The sequence below is a fragment of the Sphingomonas olei genome (genome assembly GCF_045369765.1).
Taxonomy (GTDB): Bacteria; Pseudomonadota; Alphaproteobacteria; order Sphingomonadales; family Sphingomonadaceae; genus Sphingomonas; species Sphingomonas panaciterrae.
The window spans coordinates 1-19,755 of record NZ_JBIQEU010000005.1; the positions used below are offsets into that span (position 1 = coordinate 1).

The 19,755-nt window shown below is 67.8% G+C and carries 23 protein-coding genes and 1 tRNA gene; 15 read left to right on the forward strand and 9 right to left on the reverse strand.

Annotated features, from left to right (window positions below):
- The 7 genes from ACH0BU_RS07715 to pal form a co-directional block, all read left to right on the forward strand.
- Window positions 1-209 (forward strand): hypothetical protein (locus ACH0BU_RS07715; protein WP_500263898.1); only part of this gene is annotated, 209 nt, incomplete at its 5' end.
- 52 nt (window positions 210-261) lie between these two features.
- A complete protein-coding gene (gene ybgC / locus ACH0BU_RS07720) occupies window positions 262-729 on the forward strand; it encodes a tol-pal system-associated acyl-CoA thioesterase (protein ID WP_136450958.1) in 468 nt (155 codons plus the stop codon).
- Entirely contained in the window at window positions 726-1,418 is a 693-nt protein-coding gene (gene tolQ, locus ACH0BU_RS07725; protein WP_046406694.1) for a protein TolQ, read from the forward strand. The genes ybgC and tolQ overlap by 4 nt, the downstream gene beginning before the upstream one ends.
- Window positions 1,419-1,462: 44 nt before the next feature.
- Window positions 1,463-1,894, forward strand: a complete 432-nt coding sequence (tolR, locus tag ACH0BU_RS07730) for a protein TolR (RefSeq protein ID WP_125945387.1) — start codon at window positions 1,463-1,465, stop codon at window positions 1,892-1,894.
- A gap of 5 nt (window positions 1,895-1,899) precedes the next feature.
- Entirely contained in the window at window positions 1,900-3,003 is a 1,104-nt protein-coding gene (gene tolA, locus ACH0BU_RS07735) for a cell envelope integrity protein TolA (protein WP_500263930.1), read from the forward strand.
- A 107-nt stretch (window positions 3,004-3,110) separates the two neighbouring features.
- Window positions 3,111-4,475 (forward strand): Tol-Pal system beta propeller repeat protein TolB, encoded by a 1,365-nt coding sequence (gene tolB, locus ACH0BU_RS07740; protein ID WP_500263931.1) that lies wholly within the window; start codon window positions 3,111-3,113, stop codon window positions 4,473-4,475.
- A gap of 59 nt (window positions 4,476-4,534) precedes the next feature.
- Window positions 4,535-5,053 carry a peptidoglycan-associated lipoprotein Pal gene (gene pal / locus ACH0BU_RS07745; protein WP_046406691.1) on the forward strand — a complete coding sequence of 173 codons (519 nt, stop codon included), beginning with the start codon at window positions 4,535-4,537 and terminating at the stop codon, window positions 5,051-5,053.
- 119 nt (window positions 5,054-5,172) lie between these two features.
- Here the strand turns inward: pal and ACH0BU_RS07750 are convergent, their stop codons facing one another.
- From ACH0BU_RS07750 to ACH0BU_RS07785, 8 genes are all read right to left on the reverse strand, one after another.
- On the reverse strand, window positions 5,173-5,379 hold the full coding sequence (locus ACH0BU_RS07750) for a Trm112 family protein (protein WP_498343329.1): 207 nt from the start codon (window positions 5,377-5,379) through the stop codon (window positions 5,173-5,175).
- Window positions 5,376-5,993 (reverse strand): LON peptidase substrate-binding domain-containing protein, encoded by a 618-nt coding sequence (locus ACH0BU_RS07755; RefSeq protein WP_125945389.1) that lies wholly within the window; start codon window positions 5,991-5,993, stop codon window positions 5,376-5,378. The genes ACH0BU_RS07750 and ACH0BU_RS07755 overlap by 4 nt, the downstream gene beginning before the upstream one ends.
- The gene (locus ACH0BU_RS07760) at window positions 5,990-6,886 is read right to left on the reverse strand and encodes a tetratricopeptide repeat protein (protein ID WP_046406686.1); all 897 of its coding nucleotides are present in this window, start codon (window positions 6,884-6,886) and stop codon (window positions 5,990-5,992) included. The genes ACH0BU_RS07755 and ACH0BU_RS07760 overlap by 4 nt, the downstream gene beginning before the upstream one ends.
- 110 nt (window positions 6,887-6,996) lie before the next feature.
- Window positions 6,997-7,842, reverse strand: coding sequence for a TorF family putative porin (locus tag ACH0BU_RS07765; RefSeq protein ID WP_500263899.1), 846 nt, complete (start codon window positions 7,840-7,842; stop codon window positions 6,997-6,999).
- Window positions 7,843-8,017: 175 nt separating this feature from the next.
- On the reverse strand, window positions 8,018-9,547 hold the full coding sequence (locus tag ACH0BU_RS07770) for a SulP family inorganic anion transporter (RefSeq protein ID WP_046406683.1): 1,530 nt from the start codon (window positions 9,545-9,547) through the stop codon (window positions 8,018-8,020).
- The gene (locus tag ACH0BU_RS07775; RefSeq protein ID WP_046406681.1) at window positions 9,547-10,245 is read right to left on the reverse strand and encodes a carbonic anhydrase; all 699 of its coding nucleotides are present in this window, start codon (window positions 10,243-10,245) and stop codon (window positions 9,547-9,549) included. Before ACH0BU_RS07775 ends, ACH0BU_RS07770 begins: the two co-directional genes overlap by 1 nt.
- A 90-nt stretch (window positions 10,246-10,335) precedes the next feature.
- A complete protein-coding gene (locus ACH0BU_RS07780; protein ID WP_125945390.1) occupies window positions 10,336-11,655 on the reverse strand; it encodes an ATP-binding protein in 1,320 nt (439 codons plus the stop codon).
- Window positions 11,652-12,362, reverse strand: a complete 711-nt coding sequence (locus ACH0BU_RS07785; RefSeq protein WP_046406678.1) for a response regulator transcription factor — start codon at window positions 12,360-12,362, stop codon at window positions 11,652-11,654. Before ACH0BU_RS07785 ends, ACH0BU_RS07780 begins: the two co-directional genes overlap by 4 nt.
- 152 nt (window positions 12,363-12,514) lie before the next feature.
- On the opposite strand from ACH0BU_RS07785, the gene ACH0BU_RS07790 reads away from it, so the two are divergent.
- From ACH0BU_RS07790 to ACH0BU_RS07820, 7 genes are all read left to right on the forward strand, one after another.
- Window positions 12,515-12,589, forward strand: a tRNA-Gly gene (locus ACH0BU_RS07790).
- 172 nt (window positions 12,590-12,761) lie between these two features.
- Window positions 12,762-13,562 carry a DUF72 domain-containing protein gene (locus ACH0BU_RS07795; protein ID WP_500263900.1) on the forward strand — a complete coding sequence of 267 codons (801 nt, stop codon included), beginning with the start codon at window positions 12,762-12,764 and terminating at the stop codon, window positions 13,560-13,562.
- 59 nt (window positions 13,563-13,621) lie between these two features.
- On the forward strand, window positions 13,622-14,083 hold the full coding sequence (locus ACH0BU_RS07800) for a GNAT family N-acetyltransferase (RefSeq protein ID WP_500263901.1): 462 nt from the start codon (window positions 13,622-13,624) through the stop codon (window positions 14,081-14,083).
- A gap of 64 nt (window positions 14,084-14,147) precedes the next feature.
- Window positions 14,148-15,200: a class I SAM-dependent methyltransferase gene (locus tag ACH0BU_RS07805; protein ID WP_500263902.1), complete on the forward strand. Its 1,053-nt coding sequence runs from the start codon at window positions 14,148-14,150 to the stop codon at window positions 15,198-15,200.
- Entirely contained in the window at window positions 15,197-15,712 is a 516-nt protein-coding gene (locus ACH0BU_RS07810) for a GNAT family N-acetyltransferase (RefSeq protein WP_500263903.1), read from the forward strand. The genes ACH0BU_RS07805 and ACH0BU_RS07810 overlap by 4 nt, the downstream gene beginning before the upstream one ends.
- A gap of 11 nt (window positions 15,713-15,723) precedes the next feature.
- Window positions 15,724-16,512: a peptidoglycan editing factor PgeF gene (pgeF, locus tag ACH0BU_RS07815; protein WP_500263904.1), complete on the forward strand. Its 789-nt coding sequence runs from the start codon at window positions 15,724-15,726 to the stop codon at window positions 16,510-16,512.
- A gap of 188 nt (window positions 16,513-16,700) precedes the next feature.
- A complete protein-coding gene (locus ACH0BU_RS07820; protein WP_125945447.1) occupies window positions 16,701-17,915 on the forward strand; it encodes a UbiH/UbiF/VisC/COQ6 family ubiquinone biosynthesis hydroxylase in 1,215 nt (404 codons plus the stop codon).
- Window positions 17,916-17,946: 31 nt separating this feature from the next.
- Here the strand turns inward: ACH0BU_RS07820 and ACH0BU_RS07825 are convergent, their stop codons facing one another.
- The gene (locus tag ACH0BU_RS07825; RefSeq protein WP_334656655.1) at window positions 17,947-18,780 is read right to left on the reverse strand and encodes a TauD/TfdA dioxygenase family protein; all 834 of its coding nucleotides are present in this window, start codon (window positions 18,778-18,780) and stop codon (window positions 17,947-17,949) included.
- Between the two features lie 78 nt (window positions 18,781-18,858).
- Here ACH0BU_RS07825 and ACH0BU_RS07830 point away from each other — a divergent pair, with 78 nt between their 5' ends.
- Complete coding sequence (locus ACH0BU_RS07830; protein ID WP_500263905.1) at window positions 18,859-19,515, forward strand: Crp/Fnr family transcriptional regulator; 657 nt, start codon at window positions 18,859-18,861, stop codon at window positions 19,513-19,515.
- Window positions 19,516-19,755: the final 240 nt, after the last annotated feature.

Sequence of the window (19,755 nt, forward strand, 5' to 3'; positions counted from 1 at the left end):
GCGCGGTTCCTGCGCTGGCGACGGCCCCGGCGGTGGTGACGCCGGCAGTGGCGGTGCGCGCGGCGACACCGGCAGCGCCTGCACCGGCCAGCGCAGCCCGCACGACAGCGGCGTTGCCGGCCGTGGCGACCCGTGCGGCGGCGGCCCCGGTGGCGGTCGGCACGCGTGCGCCGCGGATCGAGGTCGATCCGGCGGTTCTTCAGGATTGACCACCCGCCACGGGACTGTTCGCGACGATCCGCTTCGGTTAACAGGCCGGTAATGGAGACCGGCCGCATCGATCAGCCTGTGGAAGGCCGCTTCGCCGGGGTCGAGCATCGCCTGCCCATCCGCGTCTATTTCGAAGACACCGACCTGTCGGGCATCGTGTACCACGCCAATTACCTGCGCTTCATGGAGCGCGGGCGATCGGACATGCTGCGGCTGGCCGGGATCGACCAGCGCGCGGTGCATGAGGCGGGCGAGGGCGCCTATGCGGTCACCAGCCTGGCGATCCGCTATCGCGCGCCGGCACGGCTGGACGATGCACTGGTCGTCGTCACGCGAGTGACCGAGGTGCGCGCGGCCAGCGTTTCCATTCATCAACGAGTCATGCGCGACGCGCTTGTGCTGGCCGACGCGGATGTCGTCGCGGCGCTGGTGGCACCGTCGGGGCGACCCCGGCGGCAACCGCGTGACTGGATCGAACGTTTCGGCGCACTTGCCGACAAGGGGGACTTGAGGCCTTGAACCCGTTCTTCAATACCGACGCTGCTACCCTGTCGCCCATCGCCCTGTTCCTGCAGGCCGATTTCGTGGTGAAGGGCGTGATGTTCGGCCTGCTCGCTGCCAGCATCTGGACCTGGGCGATCATCTTTTCCTTCTGGCGCAAGCTGGGCCGGACGCGGAAGGCGACCGAGAAGTTCGAGCGCGATTTCTGGAAGGCGGACGATGTCGACGCCTTCTACAAGACGCGCGCCGAAGAGGATCTGCCGAGCGCCCGCGTCTTTGCCGCCGGCGTCGCCGAATGGCGGCGATCGACGCAGGGATCGGTGATCGATCGCGGCGGCACGCGCGAGCGGCTGGCGACCACCATGGGCGCAGCGGTCGCCAACGAGATCGACAATCTGTCGGACCGGCTGAACGTGCTGGCGACGGTCGGCTCGGTCGCGCCGTTCGTCGGCCTGTTCGGCACGGTGTGGGGCATCATGCGCAGCTTCACCAGCATCGCCAGCCAGCAGAATACGAGCCTGGCCGTCGTCGCGCCGGGCATCGCCGAGGCGCTGTTCGCGACCGCGATCGGGCTTTTCGCGGCCATTCCGGCGGTGATCGCGTACAACCGCTTCAGCCACAGCATCAACCGGATCGAGGCGCGGCTGAACCGTTTCGCTGACGGTTTCCACGCGACGCTGTCGCGCCAGCTCGATCGCGAGCGGTGAGCATGATGCCGTCGATCGATCCAGCCGTTCAGGAGGGCTGAGCCATGGCGATGCAGCTTCCCTCGCAGCGATCCGGCGGGCGCCGAGCGCCGATGGCGGAGATCAACGTCACGCCGCTGGTCGACGTGATGCTGGTGCTGCTGATCATCTTCATGGTCACCGCGCCGCTGCTGACCGCGGGCGTGCCGGTGAACCTGCCCGACAGCCGCGCCAAGCCGCTGGACCAGGACAAGGAGCCGACCGAAATCTCGCTCGACGCCGATGGCCGGATCTTCATCGCCAAGGACGAGATAGCGGCCGACGCGCTGCCCGCGCGGCTGGACGCGATCGCCGCCGAATCCGGTGAGGGTGATCCGCCGCAAGTGTATCTGCGCGCCGATCGTGCGCTGGATTACGGGCAGGTGATGCGCGTGATGGGCGAGCTGAACCGCGCCGGGCTGAACCGCGTCGCGCTGGTGACGATCGGGGACGAATGACCCGGATGGACCGGTCGGAACGCATCGGGCTGGGACTTGCGCTGGCAGGACATCTGATCCTGTTCGGGTTGCTGTCGGTCGGCTTCCTGGCGACGCCCAACCCCGAAAAACTGAAGCAGCAGCCGATCGAGGTGAGCCTGGTCAAGGACGTCGGGCTGGAAGCGACGGCGCCGCAAGCGGTGGAGGAGCCGGCACAGTCGGTCGCGCCCGAGACGGGCGAGCCGGACGATGCCGCGCCGCCCGCCCCGGCGGAGCCCCCGCCTGCGCCCGAACCTGCGCCCGCACCCGAACCCGCGCCGCCCCAGCCTGCGCCCCAACCTGCGCCCAAGCCGGCGCCGCCCGCGCCTGCGCCCAAGGCCGCACCGAAGGCGGAGCCCAAGCCAAAGCCCGCGCCGCCCAAGCCGCAGCCGGCCCCCAAGCCGGTTGAGAAGCCCAAGCCTGCGCCCAAACCCAAGGCGAACCCGGCGGCCGAGCGCGAGGCGGCGAAGAAGGCTGCCGCCGCGGAGGCCGCGGCAAAGGAAGCAGCGGCCAAGGCGAAGGCGGCGGCCGATGCGAAGGCGAAAGCCGCGGCGGACGCAAAGGCCAAGGCAGCAGCGGACGCAAAGGCGGCGGCGGATGCGAAGGCCAAGGCGGCAGCGGCAGCCAAGGCGCGCGGATCAGGATCGGACAGCGAATCCAAGTCGGCGCGGCCCAAGGGCGGCCGGCTGGGCGACGATTTCCTGAAGGGGCTGAGCACCGAGAAGTCGACCAGCCGCAGCCAGACGCCGCGCGCGGCGAAGATCGACGGCGCGGCGCTCGCCTCCATCGTCCAGGCGATCGCGCGACAGATCCAGCCGTGCGCCGATCGCCAGGTCGACCCAGGCCCCGGCGCGAACGAGATCGTCACGACGCTGAACCTGAGGCTCAACGAGAATGGCACGCTGGCGGCGACGCCGACGATGGTGCGTCAGACCGGGGTCACGCCGCAGAACGAGCGTTATGCGCAGCGCGTGAAGGACCTGGGCATTGCCGCGTTCAAGGGCTGTTCACCGTTGAAGCTGCCACCGGAATATTACGACACGCCCAATGGCGGCTGGAACAACATCAACTTCAAATGGAAGCTGCGGTGATGACCGATCACGATTTTGACCGTCACGGGCCGCTTGGGCGTTCGCCGGCACCCGCGCGCGCCGATGCGCCTTCCCGCCGGACGCGCGCCGGGGCGATGGCGCTGTTCATGACGCTGCTGGCGACGACCGCCTCCGCGCAGGACGTGCCGCCGACCCCGCTCAACGTGCCGGCACCGGCGGCTGCGGCGGCGCCGGCGCAGACCACGGGCGGCCCGCTGGAAGTCGACGTGACGGGCGGCATTTCCGCGCCGATGCCGATCGCAATCCCGTACATGCCGCCCGCCACGGTGTTACAGACCCCGGCCGGGTCGACCGACGCGTTGGGGCGGCAGCTGGCCGAGATCGTCACCAACGACCTGCGCAATTCGGGCCTGTTCTCGCCATTGCCGCCGGCCCAGCTGCGCGCGGTCATGTTCCCCGAGGTGCAGAGCCCGGCGTTCAGTTACTGGGGCGGGACGGGCGCGCAGGCGCTGGTGCAGGGCTATATCCGCGCCAATGGCGACGGGACGCTGACGGTCGGCTGCTATCTGTACGACGTGTCGGCGCAGACCGAGCTGATGCGCCAGGGCTTCGTCGTGCCGCCGTCCGACTGGCGGCGCGCGGCGCACAAATGCGCCGACATGGTCTATACCCGCCTGACCGGCGAGGGGCCGTATTTCGACAGCCGCGTCGTGTACGTGTCGGAGACCGGGCCCAAGGACAAGCGCATCAAGCGCCTGTCGATCATGGACCAGGATGGCGCCAACCACCGTTTCCTGACCAACGGTCAGTCGATCGTGCTGACGCCGCGCTTCTCGCCCAATCAGCAGTCGATCGTGTACATGAGCTATGTCGGGCGTGTGCCGGGCATCTATGTCTATGAGATCGGCAGCGGGCGGCAGCGGCTGGTGGTGCAGAATGTCGCGACGACCTTCGCGCCGCGCTTCTCGCCCGATGGGCGCTGGATCCTGTTCTCCATGGCGACGGGCGGCAACACCGACCTTTATCGTGTGCCCGCCGCCGGCGGCACGCCGCAGCGGCTGACCAATTCGCCGGGCATCGACACCGGCGGCAGCTATTCGCCCGACGGCAGCAAGATCGTGTTCGAGAGCGACCGGTCCGGCGGGCAGCAATTGTATGTGATGAACGCCGATGGTTCGAACCAGCAGCGCATCAGCTTCGGCGGTGGGCGCTATGGTACGCCGGCATGGAGCCCGCGCGGCGACATGATCGCCTTCACGCGCATGTCTGGCGGATTCCGCATCGGTATCATGAACGCCAATGGCGGGGGCGAGAAGATCCTGACCAATGGCTGGCACGACGAGGGGCCGAGCTGGGCGCCCAACGGCCGGGTGCTGATGTTCTACCGCTCCGCGCAGGGACGCAGCGGCAAGGCGGACCTGTGGTCGGTCGACCTGACCGGCGTCAACGAACGCCGCGTGCCGACGCCGCTCGACGGGTCGGACCCGTCATGGGGTCCGCTTCGGCCGTAAAATTGTTACTGGATACTGTTACCAGGGGGGCAACGGGGCAGAAAATGGGAGAAAAGAGAATGGCCAGACTAACGACCACCATCCTGCTCGCGACGGCATTGGTGACCACTGCGGCCTGTTCCAAGAAGCGGCCGGAAGTGCTGCCGCCGGCGCCGGGCGAAGCGCCGACGACGGGCCAGACCGGCCAGACCGGGCCGGTGGATGGCGTGGTGACGCCGGGTTCGGCGGAGGATTTCAAGCGCTCCGTCACCAGCGACACGGTCAATTTCGGGCTGGACCAATATGACATCGACGGTACCGCGCGCGGCATCCTGGACAGCCAGGTCGTGTGGCTGCAGCGTTACCCGAACGTGCGCGTGACGATCGAGGGCCATGCCGACGAGCGCGGCACGCGCGAATACAACCTCGCGCTGGGCGATCGCCGCGCCAATGCGGCGAAGAACTACCTCGTCGCGCGCGGCGTGTCGCCGAGCCGCATCACCACGATCAGCTATGGCAAGGAGCGGCCGCTGGCGCTTGGCTCGGACGAGGAGAGCTGGGCACAGAACCGCCGTGCGGTGACGGTGGTGCTGAACTGATCCGCCGGGCGAGCGCGCGCGATCGGGCGCGCTGCTCGCCTGCGGTCATGCAAAGGGCGCCGGTGGCAGTCGCACCGGCGCCCTTTCTTTTGTCCGCTAGTGGGTGCGCGGTGCCTGGCTCAGGCCGTTGGTGCGGGCGCGATGTGGCGGGCTTCCTCGACGAGGAGGACGGGCACGCCATCGCGAATCGGATAGGCGAGGCCGGCGGCGGCGGAGACAAGCTCGCCAGCCGCCTCGTCCAGCACCAGCGGGGTGCGCGTGACGGGGCAGACCAGCCGTTCGAGCAGCCAGGGGTCGATCGTCGCTGCCGGCTTGTCTCCGGTCATTGCAGCGTCACCCGGTCATCGCCGTCGTGACGGCCGAAGAATTGCATGAGCTGCACGATCAGGTCGGCGCGTATCTTGATGCCGTCCGCCTCGAGCAGCGCCTGCTTGGCGGCGACGTCGAAGGGGGCGATCTGCGCAATCCCGTTGACGAGGCTCTGGTCGTCGAGCCGGGCGACCGCTTCCCAGTCGACGGCATAGCCCTGATGATCGGCGAAGCGGCGTGCCTCCAGTTCCAGCGCGGAGCGTTCGCCCAAGGACAGCGTCTCGGGCTCGGGCTCGGGCAGCAGCGTCGCCTCGACCTGACGGAACAGGGTCGCGACATCGAGCTCGCGCTCGATGCGGAACAGGGCGACGCCCTCAAGCACCAAGTTGGAGCGGCCATCGTCCAGCATCTCGATATCGGCGATCCGCCCGACGCAGCCGATGTCGTAGAGCGCCGGCTTGTCGCCAGCGCCCGCCTCCATCATCCGCGGCTGGACCATGCCGATCCGCCGGTCGCGCGCCATCGCGTCCGAGATCATCGCCCGGTAACGCGGCTCGAAAATGTGCAGCGGCAGGTGCATGCCCGGGAAGAGGAGGGCGCCCGGCAGGGGGAAGATGGAGAGCCGGGTCATCCGAACAGGATGGCGGACAGCCGGCGGCGCTGCGCCGACACCCACGGATCCTCGAGCCCGACGACCTCGAACAGTTTCAGCAGCTGCTGCCGCGCCGCGCCCTCGTTCCAGTCACGCTCGCTGGCGATGATGGCGAGGAGGTTGTCGGCGGCGGGATCGCGGTTGCCCGCCGCCATCTGCGCATTGGCGAGGTCGAAGCGCGCCTGATGATCGTCCGGGTTGGCGGCGACGGCGGCCTCAAGCGGGGCGAGGTCATCGACGACAGGAGCCGATTGCGCGAGCGCCAAAGCGGCACGGGCGCGTTCGATGTCGGGGCGCTTGGCGACCTCCTCCGGTAGCGTATCGAGCATCGCCTGCGCCTCGTCATGCGCGCCCACGGCGACCAGCGCGCGGATGCGGCCGGACAGGACGGCGGGATGCTCGGGCGCCATTTCGACGAGCTGGTCGAAGATCGACAGCGCGCGTTCGGCGTCGCCTTCGGCCAGCACCTGTTCGCCCATCGCGATCAGCGGCTCCAGCTCCGCCTCCTGCGACTGCGCCTCGCCCTGGATCGGGAGCTGGCGCAGCAATTGATCGAGCATCGTGCGCAGCGCCGATTCGGTGCGTGCGCTGGTCAGGTCGGCGACCAGCTGACCCTGGAACATCGCATAGACGGTCGGGATCGAGCGGATCTGGAATTGCGAGGCGATGAACTGGTTCTTGTCGGTATCGACCTTGGCCAGCACGACACCCTTGTCGGCGTATGCGGCGGCGACCTTTTCCAGGACCGGGGTCAGCGCCTTGCACGGGCCGCACCATTCGGCCCAGAAATCGATAATGACGAGCTTCGTCATCGACGGCTCGACCACATCCGTGCGGAACGCCTGGACGGCTTCCTTTTCCGCGGCACTCATTCCCAGCGTAGCCAAGGGCTGCTCCCGATTGATGGTTCGCGCCCTTATGTGGGGACGGGCGAGGGGAAGCAAACCCCCCGCCCGCCGCTAAAGCACAAGTTCAGGGCGGATCAGAACGCCGCGGCGACCGAGAAGACCACCTGATCCGAATCGATCCGGCTGCCGTTCTTGGTCGAGGAGAAATTGGGCTGGAGATACGCGATCTCGCGCTTCTTCAGGTTGGTGTCGACGAACGCGACGCCCAGCGTGAGCGGCGTGTTGGGGACGGCGAAGTCCAGCCCGATCATATAGTCGAGATATTTGCCGGTCGGCGCGATGCTGGTGCCGTTGGGGCCGAGGCCGCGGTTGCCGTCGGAAAAGCCGATATGCGCCTTGGCGGTGAGCGGCGTCGAGGGAATGCCGACCGAGCCGTCGACCCAGAGGTAGAGATTGTCCTCCTTGTCGCCCGGATCGTTGTAGATCCCCGCGGCCGCATCGGCGCCGGAGAAATACCAGCGGCCCAGCGCCTGCTGCTGGGGCGCATAGGCGATACCGGTGAGGAGGGTAACGGGGCCGAGCGTGCCCGAGACCTTCACATAAGGTTCGGCAAAGTCGGTCTTGTTGGCGCCGCCGGGGTACATGTACCAGGTGAGGCCGACGTCGAGGTTGACGCCCGGCGACACTTCGGTGGCAAAGCCGCCGATCAGGTCGAGTTCCATGTTGGAACCGCCAAACGTGCCCCAGCCGGCGAGGTTGGATGCCCAGACTCCGGCATAGACGCCGCTTTTGTGGCTGACGGTGATCCCGCCCTGGATCGCCATCTCCTTGTCGGTCTGCGACACGCCGCGATAGCGATAGTCGGAGACAAGGGCGACGCTGCCACTGACGGTGATGGGTTTGGGAGGCTCTTCCTGGGCCTGAGCGGGAAGAGCGGCGACCGCGAGGAGCGCGGCAGGCAGATACTTCAGAAACATCATGGAACCTCCTGTTGGCAGAGGCTCCTCCTGCTTCCGGTCCGCTTGCGCTCCTCCTCCCTCTAAGGGAGCGGTCGCTCGCTGGCCGGACACCTTGACGCTATCGCAGCAAAATGAATGTAATATTGCTGGATTGCGTCAAAGTGTTTCCGGGGCGGTCGTTGTTAGCGGTTGATGGTCAGACCGCGAGCGCGGCGATCCGCCCACGCTGGCCGCGCAATTCGACTGGCGTACCAGCCGCCTTGCGACGCTGGAACCAGTCACGCAGCAATTCCGCCGACGTATGGTCCACCGCATCAAGCTTCGACACGTCGAGGCGGACCGGGGCGCCTGCCGGCACGCGATCGAGCGTGGCCGACAGCTTGGGCAGGGTGACGAAGGTCGCCGCGCCGTCCAGCGAAATGGCGTGCGATTCGCCCTCCTGCTGCTCGAACACGCGCAGGCGGAGGCGGCGCAGGTTCGGCACCAGTTCTAGCACCGTCAGGCCGATGCCGACCAGCACGCCGGTCAGCAGATCGGTGGCGACCACCATGATCAGCGTCGCGGCCCAGATCACGACCGGCAGGACGCCATAGTCACGATACAGGTGCTGCGCATGCTTCAGGCTGACCAGGCGCCAGCCGGTGACGACCAGTACCGCGCCCAGCGACGCCATCGGGATGGCGCGCAGCAGCCACGGCAGCAGTGCGACGAAGCCGAGGATCCAGACGCCGTGCAGGATCGCCGACGACCGGGTGACGGCGCCGGCCTGCACATTGGCGGACGAACGCACGATCACGCCCGTCATCGGCAGCGAGCCGGCGAAACCGCACAGGAGGTTGCCGATGCCCTGCGCGCGCAGTTCCTTGTTATAGTCGGTGCGCACGCCGTCGTGCATCTTGTCGACCGCGGCTGCCGACAGCAGCGTTTCGGCCGAGGCGATGAAGGCGATGGCGACCGCGGCGGTCAGGATGGCCGGTTCGGCGAAACGGCCCAGGAAGCCGCTTTCGGGCGGGGTGATCGCGCCGATGATCGATTCGGGAACGACGACCTTGGCGACGTCGAGGCCGAGGATGACGGTGAGCAGCGTCGCCGCGACGACGCCGACCAGCGCGCCCGGCACCAGACGCAACGATTTCGGGCGGAATTTCTCCCAGCCGACCATGCCGCCGATGGTGAGCAGCGCGATCATGAAAGCGAGTTCGGTGGCGCGCAGGTCCGACGACAGGCCGAGCAGGCGACCCGGCATCGCTGCCAGATTCTCGAGGCCCGACGACAGCGGCTTGTGATCGAACAGCACGTGGAACTGGCCGACGACGATCAGCACGCCGATGCCCGCAAGCATACCGTGGACCACTGCCGGGCTGATCGCGCGGAACCATCCGCCGAGCCGGAAGATGCCGGCGACCACCTGAATCCCGCCAGCGAGAATCAGGATCGGACCCAGTGCCGACAGGCCAAGGTCACGCACCAGTTCGAAGACGATGACCGCGAGGCCAGCGGCGGGGCCCGACACCTGAAGCGGGGAACCCGCCAGCGCACCGACGACGATGCCGCCGATGATGCCGGTGATCAGGCCCTTTTCCGGTGCCACGCCAGAAGCGATCGCGATGCCCATGCAAAGGGGCATCGCGACGAGGAAGACCACGATCGAGGCGGTGAAGTCCCGACCGAAGAACTTCAATGAAGGTATGGAGACGCCAGGGCGCTCGATCGCATCCTGTCTCATTACTCGGCTGCCTCTTGCATGATGAAGTCAGCCGCCAGGCGCTTCCCGGCGGGAAGGGCGACCGGCAGCGGCTTGTCGGCACGGACGGCCTCGAACCGCGAGGTTTCGCCGTTCAGCGCCAGCATCTGGCCATTGTGGATGTCGACGAACCAGCCGTGCAGCGCGATCTCGCCGCGCGCGATGCCGGCGGCGACCGACGGATGGGTGCGCAGGTGCGCCAGCTGAACCACGACGTTCTCGAGGCTGATCGCGCGGATGCGGGCGCCATCCTCCAGTTCGGTATAGCTCGAATCGACGACCTGGCGTGCGGCGGAGCCGTGACGCAGCCAGGCGGCGACGTTGGGCATCGGCTCAAGCTTCGCGGGATCGCCAGCCAGGCCCTTCATCGCGCCGCAATCGGAGTGACCGCAGACAATGATGTCGCGGATGCCGAGAGCCGCGATGGCGTATTCGACCGTGGAGGTAACGCCGCCATTCTGTGTCGCGTAAGGCGGCACAATGTTGCCGGCGTTGCGGCAGACGAACAGGTCGCCCGGCTGCGCCTGCATGATCTGCTCAGGCACAATACGCGAATCCGCGCAGCTGATGATCAGCGCCTTTGGTTCCTGCCCATGATTGGCGAGCTTCGAATAAAGCGCGCGGCTATCTTCATAGACCTTCTTTTCGAAGTCGAAGACGCGGCCGATGAGTTCGTTCACGGGGCTGCTCCTAAAAAAACTGGAACAGCTTATTTAGTTGCTGCGCTTTTCTGGACCGCAGCGCCAACGTTACATTTAATGTCTGGTGGATCAGGCGAGGCGGGTGATGGGTAAGGTGACCGTGGCCACCAATCCGCCGCTGGCGCGGTTGGACAGCATCAGCTGCCCACCCTCTGCCGCGATCGCCTGCACGACGATCGGCAGGCCGAGTCCGAAGCCAACCGTGTCGCGCCCGCGCGCCGGGTCGAGCCGCACGAACGGCTCGAGCACCGCGTCCATCTGGTTTTCGGGAATGCCCGGCCCGTCATCCATCACGCGAATCGTCACCACCCCGTCGCCCGGCTCCAGCACGACGGTGACCCGCTCCCCATAATGGAGCGCATTCTCGACGAGATTGGTCAGCGCGCGCTTCATGGCGAGGCGACGCAGCCGCAGCTCGAAATGGTCGGGGCCGACATAGGTCGCCTCATGACCGCGGTCGGTCGCGTCATCGACCAGCGTCGCGCACAGCACGGCGAGATCGAGCGCGGTGGGCTTCTCCGGATCGCTATCGCCGCCCAGGAAGGCGAGCAGCGACGCAATCATCGCCTCCATTTCGGACACGTCCTGCCCGATCGCGGCGCGCACCTCGTCGCTGGGAATCGATTCGGTGCGCAGCCGCAGCCGGGCAAGCGGGGTGCGCAGGTCGTGGCCGACCGCGGCGAGCGACTGGGTGCGCGCCTCGATCAGCGCGGCGATTCGCGCCTGCATCCGGTTGAACGCCGTGACCAGCCGCCGCACCTCGCGCGGGCCGTCCTCCGGGACGGAGCCGACCTCATAATGGCCGACACGATCAGCCGCCTCCGCCAGTTGCTTGAGCGGTTTCAGCGTCCGGCGCAGCATCAGGCCGCCGAGAATCATCAGCGCGACCGCCGGGACCAGCCCCAGCAGCACGCGTTCATAGGCGAAGTCGAGCTTCGCCACCGCCTCCAGCGTGCGGAATTGCAGCCAGCTGCCATCGCGCAGCCGCAGCGCCCCCATCACCTTGGAATTGCGCGCCGGCGCGATCAGCCGGAGCCGGATGTCGCCGGTGCGCAAGGCCGGCTCCCACTCGACAATCTGGCGGCGCATCGGATCGAGCGCGGGATCGGGGGCGGGCGGTACCAACGTGGCATCGTGCCACTGCACTTCGTAGCGATCGGTGGTCAGCTCGTTCGCCAGCGCCGGCCGCTGCGACGCCGAGCGATCCTCCATCAGCCGGCGGGTGATGACGAGATGTTCGGCGAGGCGCCGTGCCTCGTCATCCCGGACGGAAAACTCGCTCGCCCGCTCGTACAGCGCGGTCGACACGCCGAACTCGATGACCATGGTGAGGAGGAGAATCGCGACGACCTGCCCGAGCAGGCCGACGGAGGGGATCCAGCGCCTCAACTGCGCTCCACGGGAACGTTGAGCATGTAGCCGACGCCGCGCACGGTGACGATCGGGGCCTGTTCCCCCGCGCTCGACAGCTTGCGCCGCAGCCGGCTGACCAGCACGTCGATCGACCGGTCCGAACTGTCGCCGAGGCGCGTGCGCGACAATTCGATCAGGCGTTCACGCGCGATCACGCGCTGCGCATGGTCGGCAAGCGCCACCAGCAGATCGAATTCCGCGCCGGTGAGGTCAACCGATGCGCCGGTCGGCGAGGTCAGCTCGCGGCGCGGCAGGTTCACCGTCCAGCCTTCGAAGCGGAGCATGCCATGATCGCCCTCGCCCGAGCGGCGATCGAGCGCCGGTCGGCGCAGCACGGCGCGCACGCGTGCGACGAGCTCGCGCACACCGAACGGCTTGGCGATGTAATCGTCCGCGCCAAGTTCCAGCCCGACCACGCGATCGGTTTCGCTGGAGCGAGCCGACATGAAGATGATCGGCACGTCGCTTTTCTGGCGCAGCGATCGACACAGGTCGATCCCGCTGGTGCCCGGCAACATGATATCGAGCAGCACGAGATCGACCGGGCCCGAATCAAGCGCGAGCCACATTTCGGGCGCGGCCGAGGCGGGCCGGACGTTGAAGCCGTTTTCCTGGAGCGCGCGAGCGGTGAGCATACGCAGCGCCGGATCGTCCTCCACGAGCAATATGGTAGGGGCGGTCATGCAAGGGGCGGACTAAAGGGGAAGGGCCGCTTCGGTCAATGTTTCAGACGGTGACGTAACGTTTCTGAATATTTTGGGGTTGCAGGGTCAAAAAGTCGCTGCTAGTGGCCGCGCCTCACCCAGCCCGGAAGCATCCGGGACACGGCGCCAGAGCGGGCGTAGCTCAGGGGTAGAGCACAACCTTGCCAAGGTTGGGGTCGAGGGTTCGAATCCCTTCGCCCGCTCCAGTCGCTGCCATCAGGGCAGCGACCCAGCGAGAATGATCTCGCGCCAATCATTAGCACAGCCAGCCACGTCATTGGATGTCGCGACTTGTTTCGCGGGCGCAGCGCGTTTCGCGGGCGCAGCGCGTTTCGCGGGCGGGGTTCGCTTGGGCATCCGGCGCGCTACACATCGGGCATGACGGATGCACCGATTCGCGTTGGCATTGGCGGCTGGACCTTCGAGCCCTGGCGCGGAACCTTCTATCCGCCGAAATGGCCGATCAAGCGCGAGCTGGAATATGCCGCGAGCCATCTCACCGCGATCGAGGTGAACGGCACCTTCTACTCCAGCTTCAAGCCGGCGACCTTTGCCGGCTGGGCCAAGACGGCGCCCCACGGCTTCGTCTTTGCGCTGAAGGCGTCGCGCTATTGCGTGACGCGCAAGGTGCTGGCGGAGGCGGGCGAATCCGTTGCGCGATTCGTCGGGCAGGGGATCGTCGAACTGGGCGACCGGCTGGGGCCGATCCTGTGGCAATTCGCCGCCACGCGAAGATTCGATGCCGAGGATTTCGCCGCTTTCCTGGCGCTGTTGCCGGCGGCGCATGAGGGCGTCGCGCTGCGCCACGCGGTGCAGGTGCGACACGACAGCTTCGCGGTGCCCGAGTTCGTCGCGCTGTGCCGCGCGGCGGGCGTCGCCATCGTGTTCGGCGATTCGGCGAGCTATCCCGCGATCGCCGACGTCTCGGGCGACTTCGTCTATGCCCGGCTGGAAAATGCGGTGGAGGAGGAGCCGGCCGGCTATTCCCCCGCCGCGCTCGACCGCTGGACGCAGGTGGCGCGTGACTGGGCGGCGGGCCAGCAGCCGGAGGGGCTGCCCTATGTCGCGGCAGAGCCAGCGCCGGTGCGGCCGCGCGAGACATTCGTATTCTTCATCAACGGCGCCAAGGTGCGCGCGCCGCATGGGGCGATGGCGATGATCGACCGGCTGGCGACCTGAACGGCAAGGGGGATCCCATCGCCATCAATCTTCCGGCTAAACCCATTCGCGCGGATATCATGCCCCGTCAGCCCATCATCATCCGCCCCTTCGCCGGGGCAGCCGACACGACGACATTGTCGCAGATCTGGCTCGACGCCTGCCTGATCGCCCACTCCTTCATCGGGGAGCAGCGCCTGATCGAGCAGCGTTCGCTGATCGAGGACCAGTACCTTCCCCATTCCGAGACATGGGTGGCGACGATCGAGGGCGCCCCGGTCGGGTTCATCAGCCTGCTCGATTCCTTTGTCGGTGGGCTCTTCGTGGCGCCGCAGATGCAGGGGCGGGGGATCGGCCGCCGGTTGATCGCCCATGCGATGGGGCTGCGGGGCGAGTTGGAACTGGACGTCTATGTCCTGAACGCGGCAGCGATGCGTTTCTATCGGCGGATCGGCTTTCAGGAGGTGTCGCGGCGGGTGGTGGACGACGAGGGCATGCCGTTCGAGAATGCGCGCCTGCGCCTGACTGGTGCCGCCGCCTGAGCAATGCCTGCCCGTATGCGCCCGGGTTGCGGCGCGCGGCGGCGGCGGGCATGTCGCCGGGCTGATGAGTGACCCCGCCGTTCCCGCTTCGCCCGACCCGATGGAGGGCAACCTTCCCGAACGCCTCGCCCGCGCGATCGCGCTGGGCGGGCCGATCCCGGTCAGCCAGTTCATGGCCGCCGCCAACGCGCATTATTATGCGACGCGTGACCCGCTGGGCCCGGAGGGTGATTTCACCACCGCGCCCGAGATCAGCCAGATGTTCGGCGAGCTGATCGGCCTGTGGGCCGCCGACCTGTGGGACCGCGCAGGACGGCCCGAGGTGCGCTGGGTGGAATTGGGGCCGGGGCGCGGCACGTTGACCGCGGATGCCTTGCGCGCCGCTGCAAAGGCCGGCTTCACCCCGCCGGTTCACTTCGTCGAGACCAGCCCGACGCTGCGCACGCGGCAGGCGGCGGCGGTGCCGCAGGCGGTGTGGCATGACGATGTCGAGGACCTGCCGACCGATCGCCCGCTGATCATCATCGCCAATGAATTCTTCGACGCGTTGCCGATCCGCCAGCTGGTGCGTGGGCCGTCGGGATGGCGCGAGCGGCTGGTCGCCTGCCAAGACACGTTGTTCCTGCCGATCGGCGGCGCGACCGTTCCGGACAGCATCATTCCCGAGCATCTGCGCGATTCGCCGGTTGGTGCGATCATCGAGACCTCGCCCGCCAGCGTGGGGATCATGCGCGTGCTCGCCGCGCGGATCGTGGCGCAGGGCGGCGCGCTGCTCGCGATCGATTACGGCTATGAGGGGCCGGCGGTGGGCGAGACGTTGCAGGCGGTTCGCGGCCATCAATTCGCCAATCCGTTCGAGGAGCCGGGCGAGCGCGATCTGACCGCGCATGTCGATTTCGCGACGCTGGGCATGGTCGGCACGGCGAGCGGCGCGATCGTCTCCGGGCCCGTGGGACAGGGCGATTTCCTGACGCGGCTGGGCATCGATGCGCGCGCCGCGGCGCTGGGGCCCAGGGTGGCGCCGGATCGCGAGCGGCTGGTCGTCGCCATGGGCACCTTGTTCAAGGTGTTGGCGATGCGCCATCCCGACTGGCCCGAGCCGGCCGGTTTCGCATGATCGACTATCGCCCGGCGACGCCCGGCGACGCCGAGCCGCTCGACACGATGGCACGCGCGGTGTGGCTGGCGACCTTTGGCCATTCGGCGCCCGCAGACGACATCGCGGCCTATGTGGCGCAGCATTATGGCGCGGCGGGAACGCTGCGCCGCCAGTTGCTCGACCCCGCGTTCGACTTCCAGCTGGCGGTCGATGGCGCGGGGGTGGTCGGTTATTGCAAGCTGGGGCCGACCTTCTTTGCGGGCGAGGTGCCGACCGACGACGCGCTTCATCTCCACCAATTGTACGTCGATCCCGCGCGGCATGGCAGCGGCGTGGCCGCCCGGCTGCTCGACTGGGCCCATGACGTCGCGCGCAGCCGCGGAAAGAGCGCGATCCTGCTGACCGTCTGGGAAGAAAATGGCCGGGCGCGCGCCTTTTACGCCAAGCACGGCTTCGTCCATGTCGGCGACTATGCGTTCCAGACCGGGTCGCAGATCGACCGCGACCTCATCATGCGGCGCGAATTGTGAGCGGAGTTGATATGGATAGCGGCGTAGGTTTGAGCGGCGACGGGAACGGTGTGGAAGTGATCCGGGCGCGCAGTCTGCGCGATGTGGCGCATGGTTTCCTCGGTCGGCGTGGCGGGGTGTCGCAGGGGCTGCATGGCGGGCTCAACGTCGGGCTTGGCTCCGACGATGATCGCGCCGCGGTCGATGAAAACCGCCGACGCGCGGTGGCGGCGGTGTTGGGGCGCGCGCCGCTCGTCACCTGTTTCCAGGTTCATTCGGCCGATTGCGTGACGATCACGCAGGACGTGGCCGAACGCCCGCGTGCCGATGCGATGGTCACTGACCGGCCGGGCCTCGCGCTCGGCATCCTGACCGCCGATTGCGCGCCCGTGCTGCTGGCCGACCGGGAGGCGGGCGTCGTCGGTGCGGCCCACGCCGGGTGGAAGGGGGCGATCGGCGGGGTCACCGATACGACGATTGCCGCGATGGAAGCGCTTGGCGCGCGGCGCGATCGGATCGCCGCCGCGATCGGCCCGTGCATCGCGCGCGCCAGCTATGAGGTGGACGAGGCGTTCCGCCGCCGCTTCGAGGAGGAGGATCCCGCCAATGAGCGGTTCTTCGTCGATGCCCGCGCCGGCCACGCCAAGTTCGACCTGGAGGCCTATGTCACGCATCGGCTGGCGAGCGCAGGGGTGCAGCGGATCGAGGCGCTGGGGCTGGATACCTATGCCGATGAGGACCGCTTCTTCAGCTATCGCCGCGCGACGCACCGGAGCGAGCCGGATTACGGCCGGCAGATCGCGATCATCGGCTTGCGCTGAGCGCCGCGTGGGCCCTGGCTCTGCTTTCGCTGGGCCTATGCTTTCACTGGGCCTGTGCTTTCGCTGGGCCTGTGCTTTCGCCGGGCCTGTGCTTTCGCCGGGGCGATGCAACCGCTAGAGCCCTGGGTGACTTGTCATAAGCGGCGGCGACAGGCTGGCGGCGGAAAAGAGCGTATCGGATGACTCACATGCAACACGCGGACGTCCTGATCCTGGGTGGCGGCCTGGTCGGCGCGACGCTGGCGCTGGCACTGGATCGCCACGGCATCTCCACCATCGTCGTCGATCCGGCGGACCCGGCGGTCACGCTGTCGGCCGGGTTCGACGGACGTGCCTCCGCGATCGCCAGTGCCAGCCACCGCATGCTGGAAGCGATCGGCGTCGCCGACCGGCTACGCGGGCAGGGGTGCGCGATCCGGCAGATCCGCGTCAGCGACGGGCTGGAGCCGGGTGCGCTCGATTTCATTCCCGATGCCGATGATGGCGCGCTGGGCACGATGTACGAGAATCGCGCGCTGCGCCGCGCGCTGGCCGACAGCATGAGCGAGAGCAATGTCGACTTCCGCCCGCTGACCCGTGCGGTCGAGGTCGATCGCTCTGCCAGTGGCGTGCGCGCGACGCTGAGCGACGGCAGCATGGTCACCGCGTCGCTGCTGGTCGCTGCCGAGGGGCGCAACTCGCCCACCCGCGCCGCCGCCGGCATCACCACCGCCAATTGGCGCTACGATCATGCCGCGATCATCGGTGCGTTCCACCATGAGCGGCCGCATGAAAGCATCGCGTTCGAGATCTTCTATCCCACCGGCCCCTTCGCGCTGCTGCCGCTGGTCGACGACGATGACGGGCATCGCTGCGCCATCGTCTGGTCGGTGAAGCAGGCGCAGGGCCCGGCGATGCTGAAACTGTCCGACCGCGCCTTCCTCGCGGAGGCGGAGAAGCGGATGGGCGGGTTCCTCGGCACCCTCTACAAGGCGAGCCCGCGCGCGAGCTATCCGCTGGGCTTTCACCATGCCGCCACGATCACCGCCGAGCGGCTGGCGCTGGTCGGCGACGCCGCACACGGTATTCACCCGATCGCCGGCCAGGGGCTGAACCTGGGCTTCCGCGATGTCGCGGCGCTGGCCGAAGTGCTGGTCGAGGGACGACGCCTCGGGCTGGAGGCGGGCGATGCGCAATTGCTTGACCGCTATCGGCGCTGGCGCAGCCTCGACACGATGATGGTCGCGGGCGCGACTGACGTGCTGACCCGCCTGTTCGGCATTCCGGGGCGAACGGCGAGCGCGGTGCGCCGCTTCGGCATTTCCGCCGTCAACGCCATCCCGCCGCTGAAGGACCGCTTCATGGCGGAGGCGCGCGGCGAGAGCGGCGCGCTGCCGCGGCTGCTGCAGGGCATGACCATCTGATCCAGCCGCGGGCGGGCGCCGCTTCGCGCGATCAGTGCAGCGGCTCGCCCGAGATCGTGATGCGGTGCATCAGCCGCCGGTGCCCGTAATAATCGTTCATGGCGAGATGCCAGGTTGAGCGGTTGTCCCAGATGGCGAGCGACCCCGGTGCCCAGCTGACGCGGCAGTGGAACCGATCCTGCATCGCCACCTGATAGAGGTAGGTCAGCAGCGGCATGCTCTCCTCCCGCGTCCAGCCTTCGAAATGGAGCGTGAAGGCGGGATTGACGTACAGGATCTCGCGCCCGGTCTGCGGGTGCCGGATGATCACCGGGTGGACGGCGCGGGTACGCTCGTCATGGCCCTTCAGATCGGCGGCCTGATCGGTCTTCGCGTAGATGCCGTCGGCGCTGTAGATGTGATCGGCCGAATGGACCGCGCGCAGGCCGCGCAGCGTCGTTTTCAGGCCGTCGGACAGGCTGTCGAAGGCCGCACCGAGGCTGGCGAACAGCGTGTCCCCGCCGGTCGGCGGCGTCTCGCGCGCCAGCAGGATCGAACCCATGGCGGGCACCTGGTCATAACTGTGATCGGTATGCCAGCCGCCGCCGATATTGGTCTGCTGATTCTCCGTCTTTCGCACCTCGGCGATTTCCGGGTAGCCGCCGTTCGCCGGGAAGTATTTGTTGACGTCGATCGGCCCCCAGCGCCGGGCGAAAGCGATATGCTGTTCGGGCGTCAGGGTCTGGTCGCGGACGAACAGGACGCCGTGGTCCGCCACCGCCCGCCGCAGCGCGTCGAACCCCGCGTCGTCGATCGTGTTCAGGTCGACGCCGTGCGCCTCTACGCCGACATGCGCCGCCAGAGGGTGCATTTCGGGTATCGCCATTGATCCTCTCCTTGTTGGTTGCTGCTGACCGTACCGCCGCGGCTGGCCTGAAAATGTCCCGCGGGTTACATTTGGCGCATGCTTCTGGAGGAGCTTCGGATCAGTCGCTGGTTTGCTCGCCAGTCGGGTGCGCTGCAGAACAGCCTTGCCGCCGCTGGGCGCCTGCGGGCGCTTGGGGCGGGGCAATGGGTCTATGGCGAGGGCGATGATGCGACGGGGCTGGTGATGGTGCTCAGCGGCATGCTGCGGCTGGAGGCGATGGTCGATGATCGCACCATCCTGGTCGGCGTGGCGCAGGCCGGCGGCGCCTTTGGCCAGTCACAGCGGCATGGCGGCGGCCCACGGATCGTGACCGCGAGTGCCGGGCCGCCGAGCCGCGTGTTCACGGTGAGCGATGCCGCGCTGGCGCGCGTCGGTGCCGAGGAGCCGCTGTTGTGGCAGTCGGTCAGCACGCTCGTCTACGCGCAGCTGGACGCGAGCGTTCATTCGCTGGCGCAGATGCTGGCGCTGCCGCCCCGCGCGCGGATCGCGCGGCGGCTGCTGCCGTTTGCCGCGGTCGGGGAGGCGCCGCTGTCGCAATCGGACCTGGCCGAGCTGTGCGGCCTTTCTCGAAAAGCGGTGAATGCGCATCTCGCGGCGCTGGAGCGGGCAGGGGCGATCGGCAGGGGCTACGGCCATGTCAGGGTGATCGACGCGGCGCTGCTGGAGCGGGCGGGGACTGACGATGCAACGTGATGCGGCCGACCCAGCGCAATGCCAGGTGCAAGAAAAACCGTCGGTTCCCGCCGCTGGCGCTAGTGCGGTGGGTATTCCGGATAGACGATCGGAGGAAGTAAAGCGAAGCTCGCCGTGATTTTCCGTCAGGGAGGGCGCAGTGCCCATCCCTGACCGGAAAAGTGGTGCCCAGAAGAGGATTTTACCGTCACCCTTCTAAGCCATTGAGAAACAACGGTTTTTATTTAGGTCGCTGTCACT

Excerpts from the sequence above, each read along its gene's own strand:
- ybgC (WP_136450958.1), top strand. The coding sequence starts at position 262 with ATGGAGACCGGCCGCATCGATCAGCCTGTGGAAGGCCGCTTCGCCGGG.
- tolR (WP_125945387.1), top strand. The coding sequence starts at position 1,463 with ATGGCGATGCAGCTTCCCTCGCAGCGATCCGGCGGGCGCCGAGCGCCG.
- tolA (WP_500263930.1), top strand. The coding sequence starts at position 1,900 with ATGGACCGGTCGGAACGCATCGGGCTGGGACTTGCGCTGGCAGGACAT.
- tolB (WP_500263931.1), top strand. The coding sequence starts at position 3,111 with ATGACGCTGCTGGCGACGACCGCCTCCGCGCAGGACGTGCCGCCGACC.
- pal (WP_046406691.1), top strand. The coding sequence starts at position 4,535 with ATGGCCAGACTAACGACCACCATCCTGCTCGCGACGGCATTGGTGACC.
- ACH0BU_RS07750 (WP_498343329.1), bottom strand. The coding sequence starts at position 5,379 with ATGACCGGAGACAAGCCGGCAGCGACGATCGACCCCTGGCTGCTCGAA.
- ACH0BU_RS07755 (WP_125945389.1), bottom strand. The coding sequence starts at position 5,993 with ATGACCCGGCTCTCCATCTTCCCCCTGCCGGGCGCCCTCCTCTTCCCG.
- ACH0BU_RS07760 (WP_046406686.1), bottom strand. The coding sequence starts at position 6,886 with ATGAGTGCCGCGGAAAAGGAAGCCGTCCAGGCGTTCCGCACGGATGTG.
- ACH0BU_RS07765 (WP_500263899.1), bottom strand. The coding sequence starts at position 7,842 with ATGATGTTTCTGAAGTATCTGCCTGCCGCGCTCCTCGCGGTCGCCGCT.
- ACH0BU_RS07770 (WP_046406683.1), bottom strand. The coding sequence starts at position 9,547 with ATGAGACAGGATGCGATCGAGCGCCCTGGCGTCTCCATACCTTCATTG.
- ACH0BU_RS07785 (WP_046406678.1), bottom strand. The coding sequence starts at position 12,362 with ATGACCGCCCCTACCATATTGCTCGTGGAGGACGATCCGGCGCTGCGT.
- ACH0BU_RS07795 (WP_500263900.1), top strand. The coding sequence starts at position 12,762 with ATGACGGATGCACCGATTCGCGTTGGCATTGGCGGCTGGACCTTCGAG.
- ACH0BU_RS07800 (WP_500263901.1), top strand. The coding sequence starts at position 13,622 with ATGCCCCGTCAGCCCATCATCATCCGCCCCTTCGCCGGGGCAGCCGAC.
- ACH0BU_RS07805 (WP_500263902.1), top strand. The coding sequence starts at position 14,148 with ATGAGTGACCCCGCCGTTCCCGCTTCGCCCGACCCGATGGAGGGCAAC.
- ACH0BU_RS07810 (WP_500263903.1), top strand. The coding sequence starts at position 15,197 with ATGATCGACTATCGCCCGGCGACGCCCGGCGACGCCGAGCCGCTCGAC.
- pgeF (WP_500263904.1), top strand. The coding sequence starts at position 15,724 with ATGGATAGCGGCGTAGGTTTGAGCGGCGACGGGAACGGTGTGGAAGTG.
- ACH0BU_RS07820 (WP_125945447.1), top strand. The coding sequence starts at position 16,701 with ATGCAACACGCGGACGTCCTGATCCTGGGTGGCGGCCTGGTCGGCGCG.
- ACH0BU_RS07825 (WP_334656655.1), bottom strand. The coding sequence starts at position 18,780 with ATGGCGATACCCGAAATGCACCCTCTGGCGGCGCATGTCGGCGTAGAG.
- ACH0BU_RS07830 (WP_500263905.1), top strand. The coding sequence starts at position 18,859 with ATGCTTCTGGAGGAGCTTCGGATCAGTCGCTGGTTTGCTCGCCAGTCG.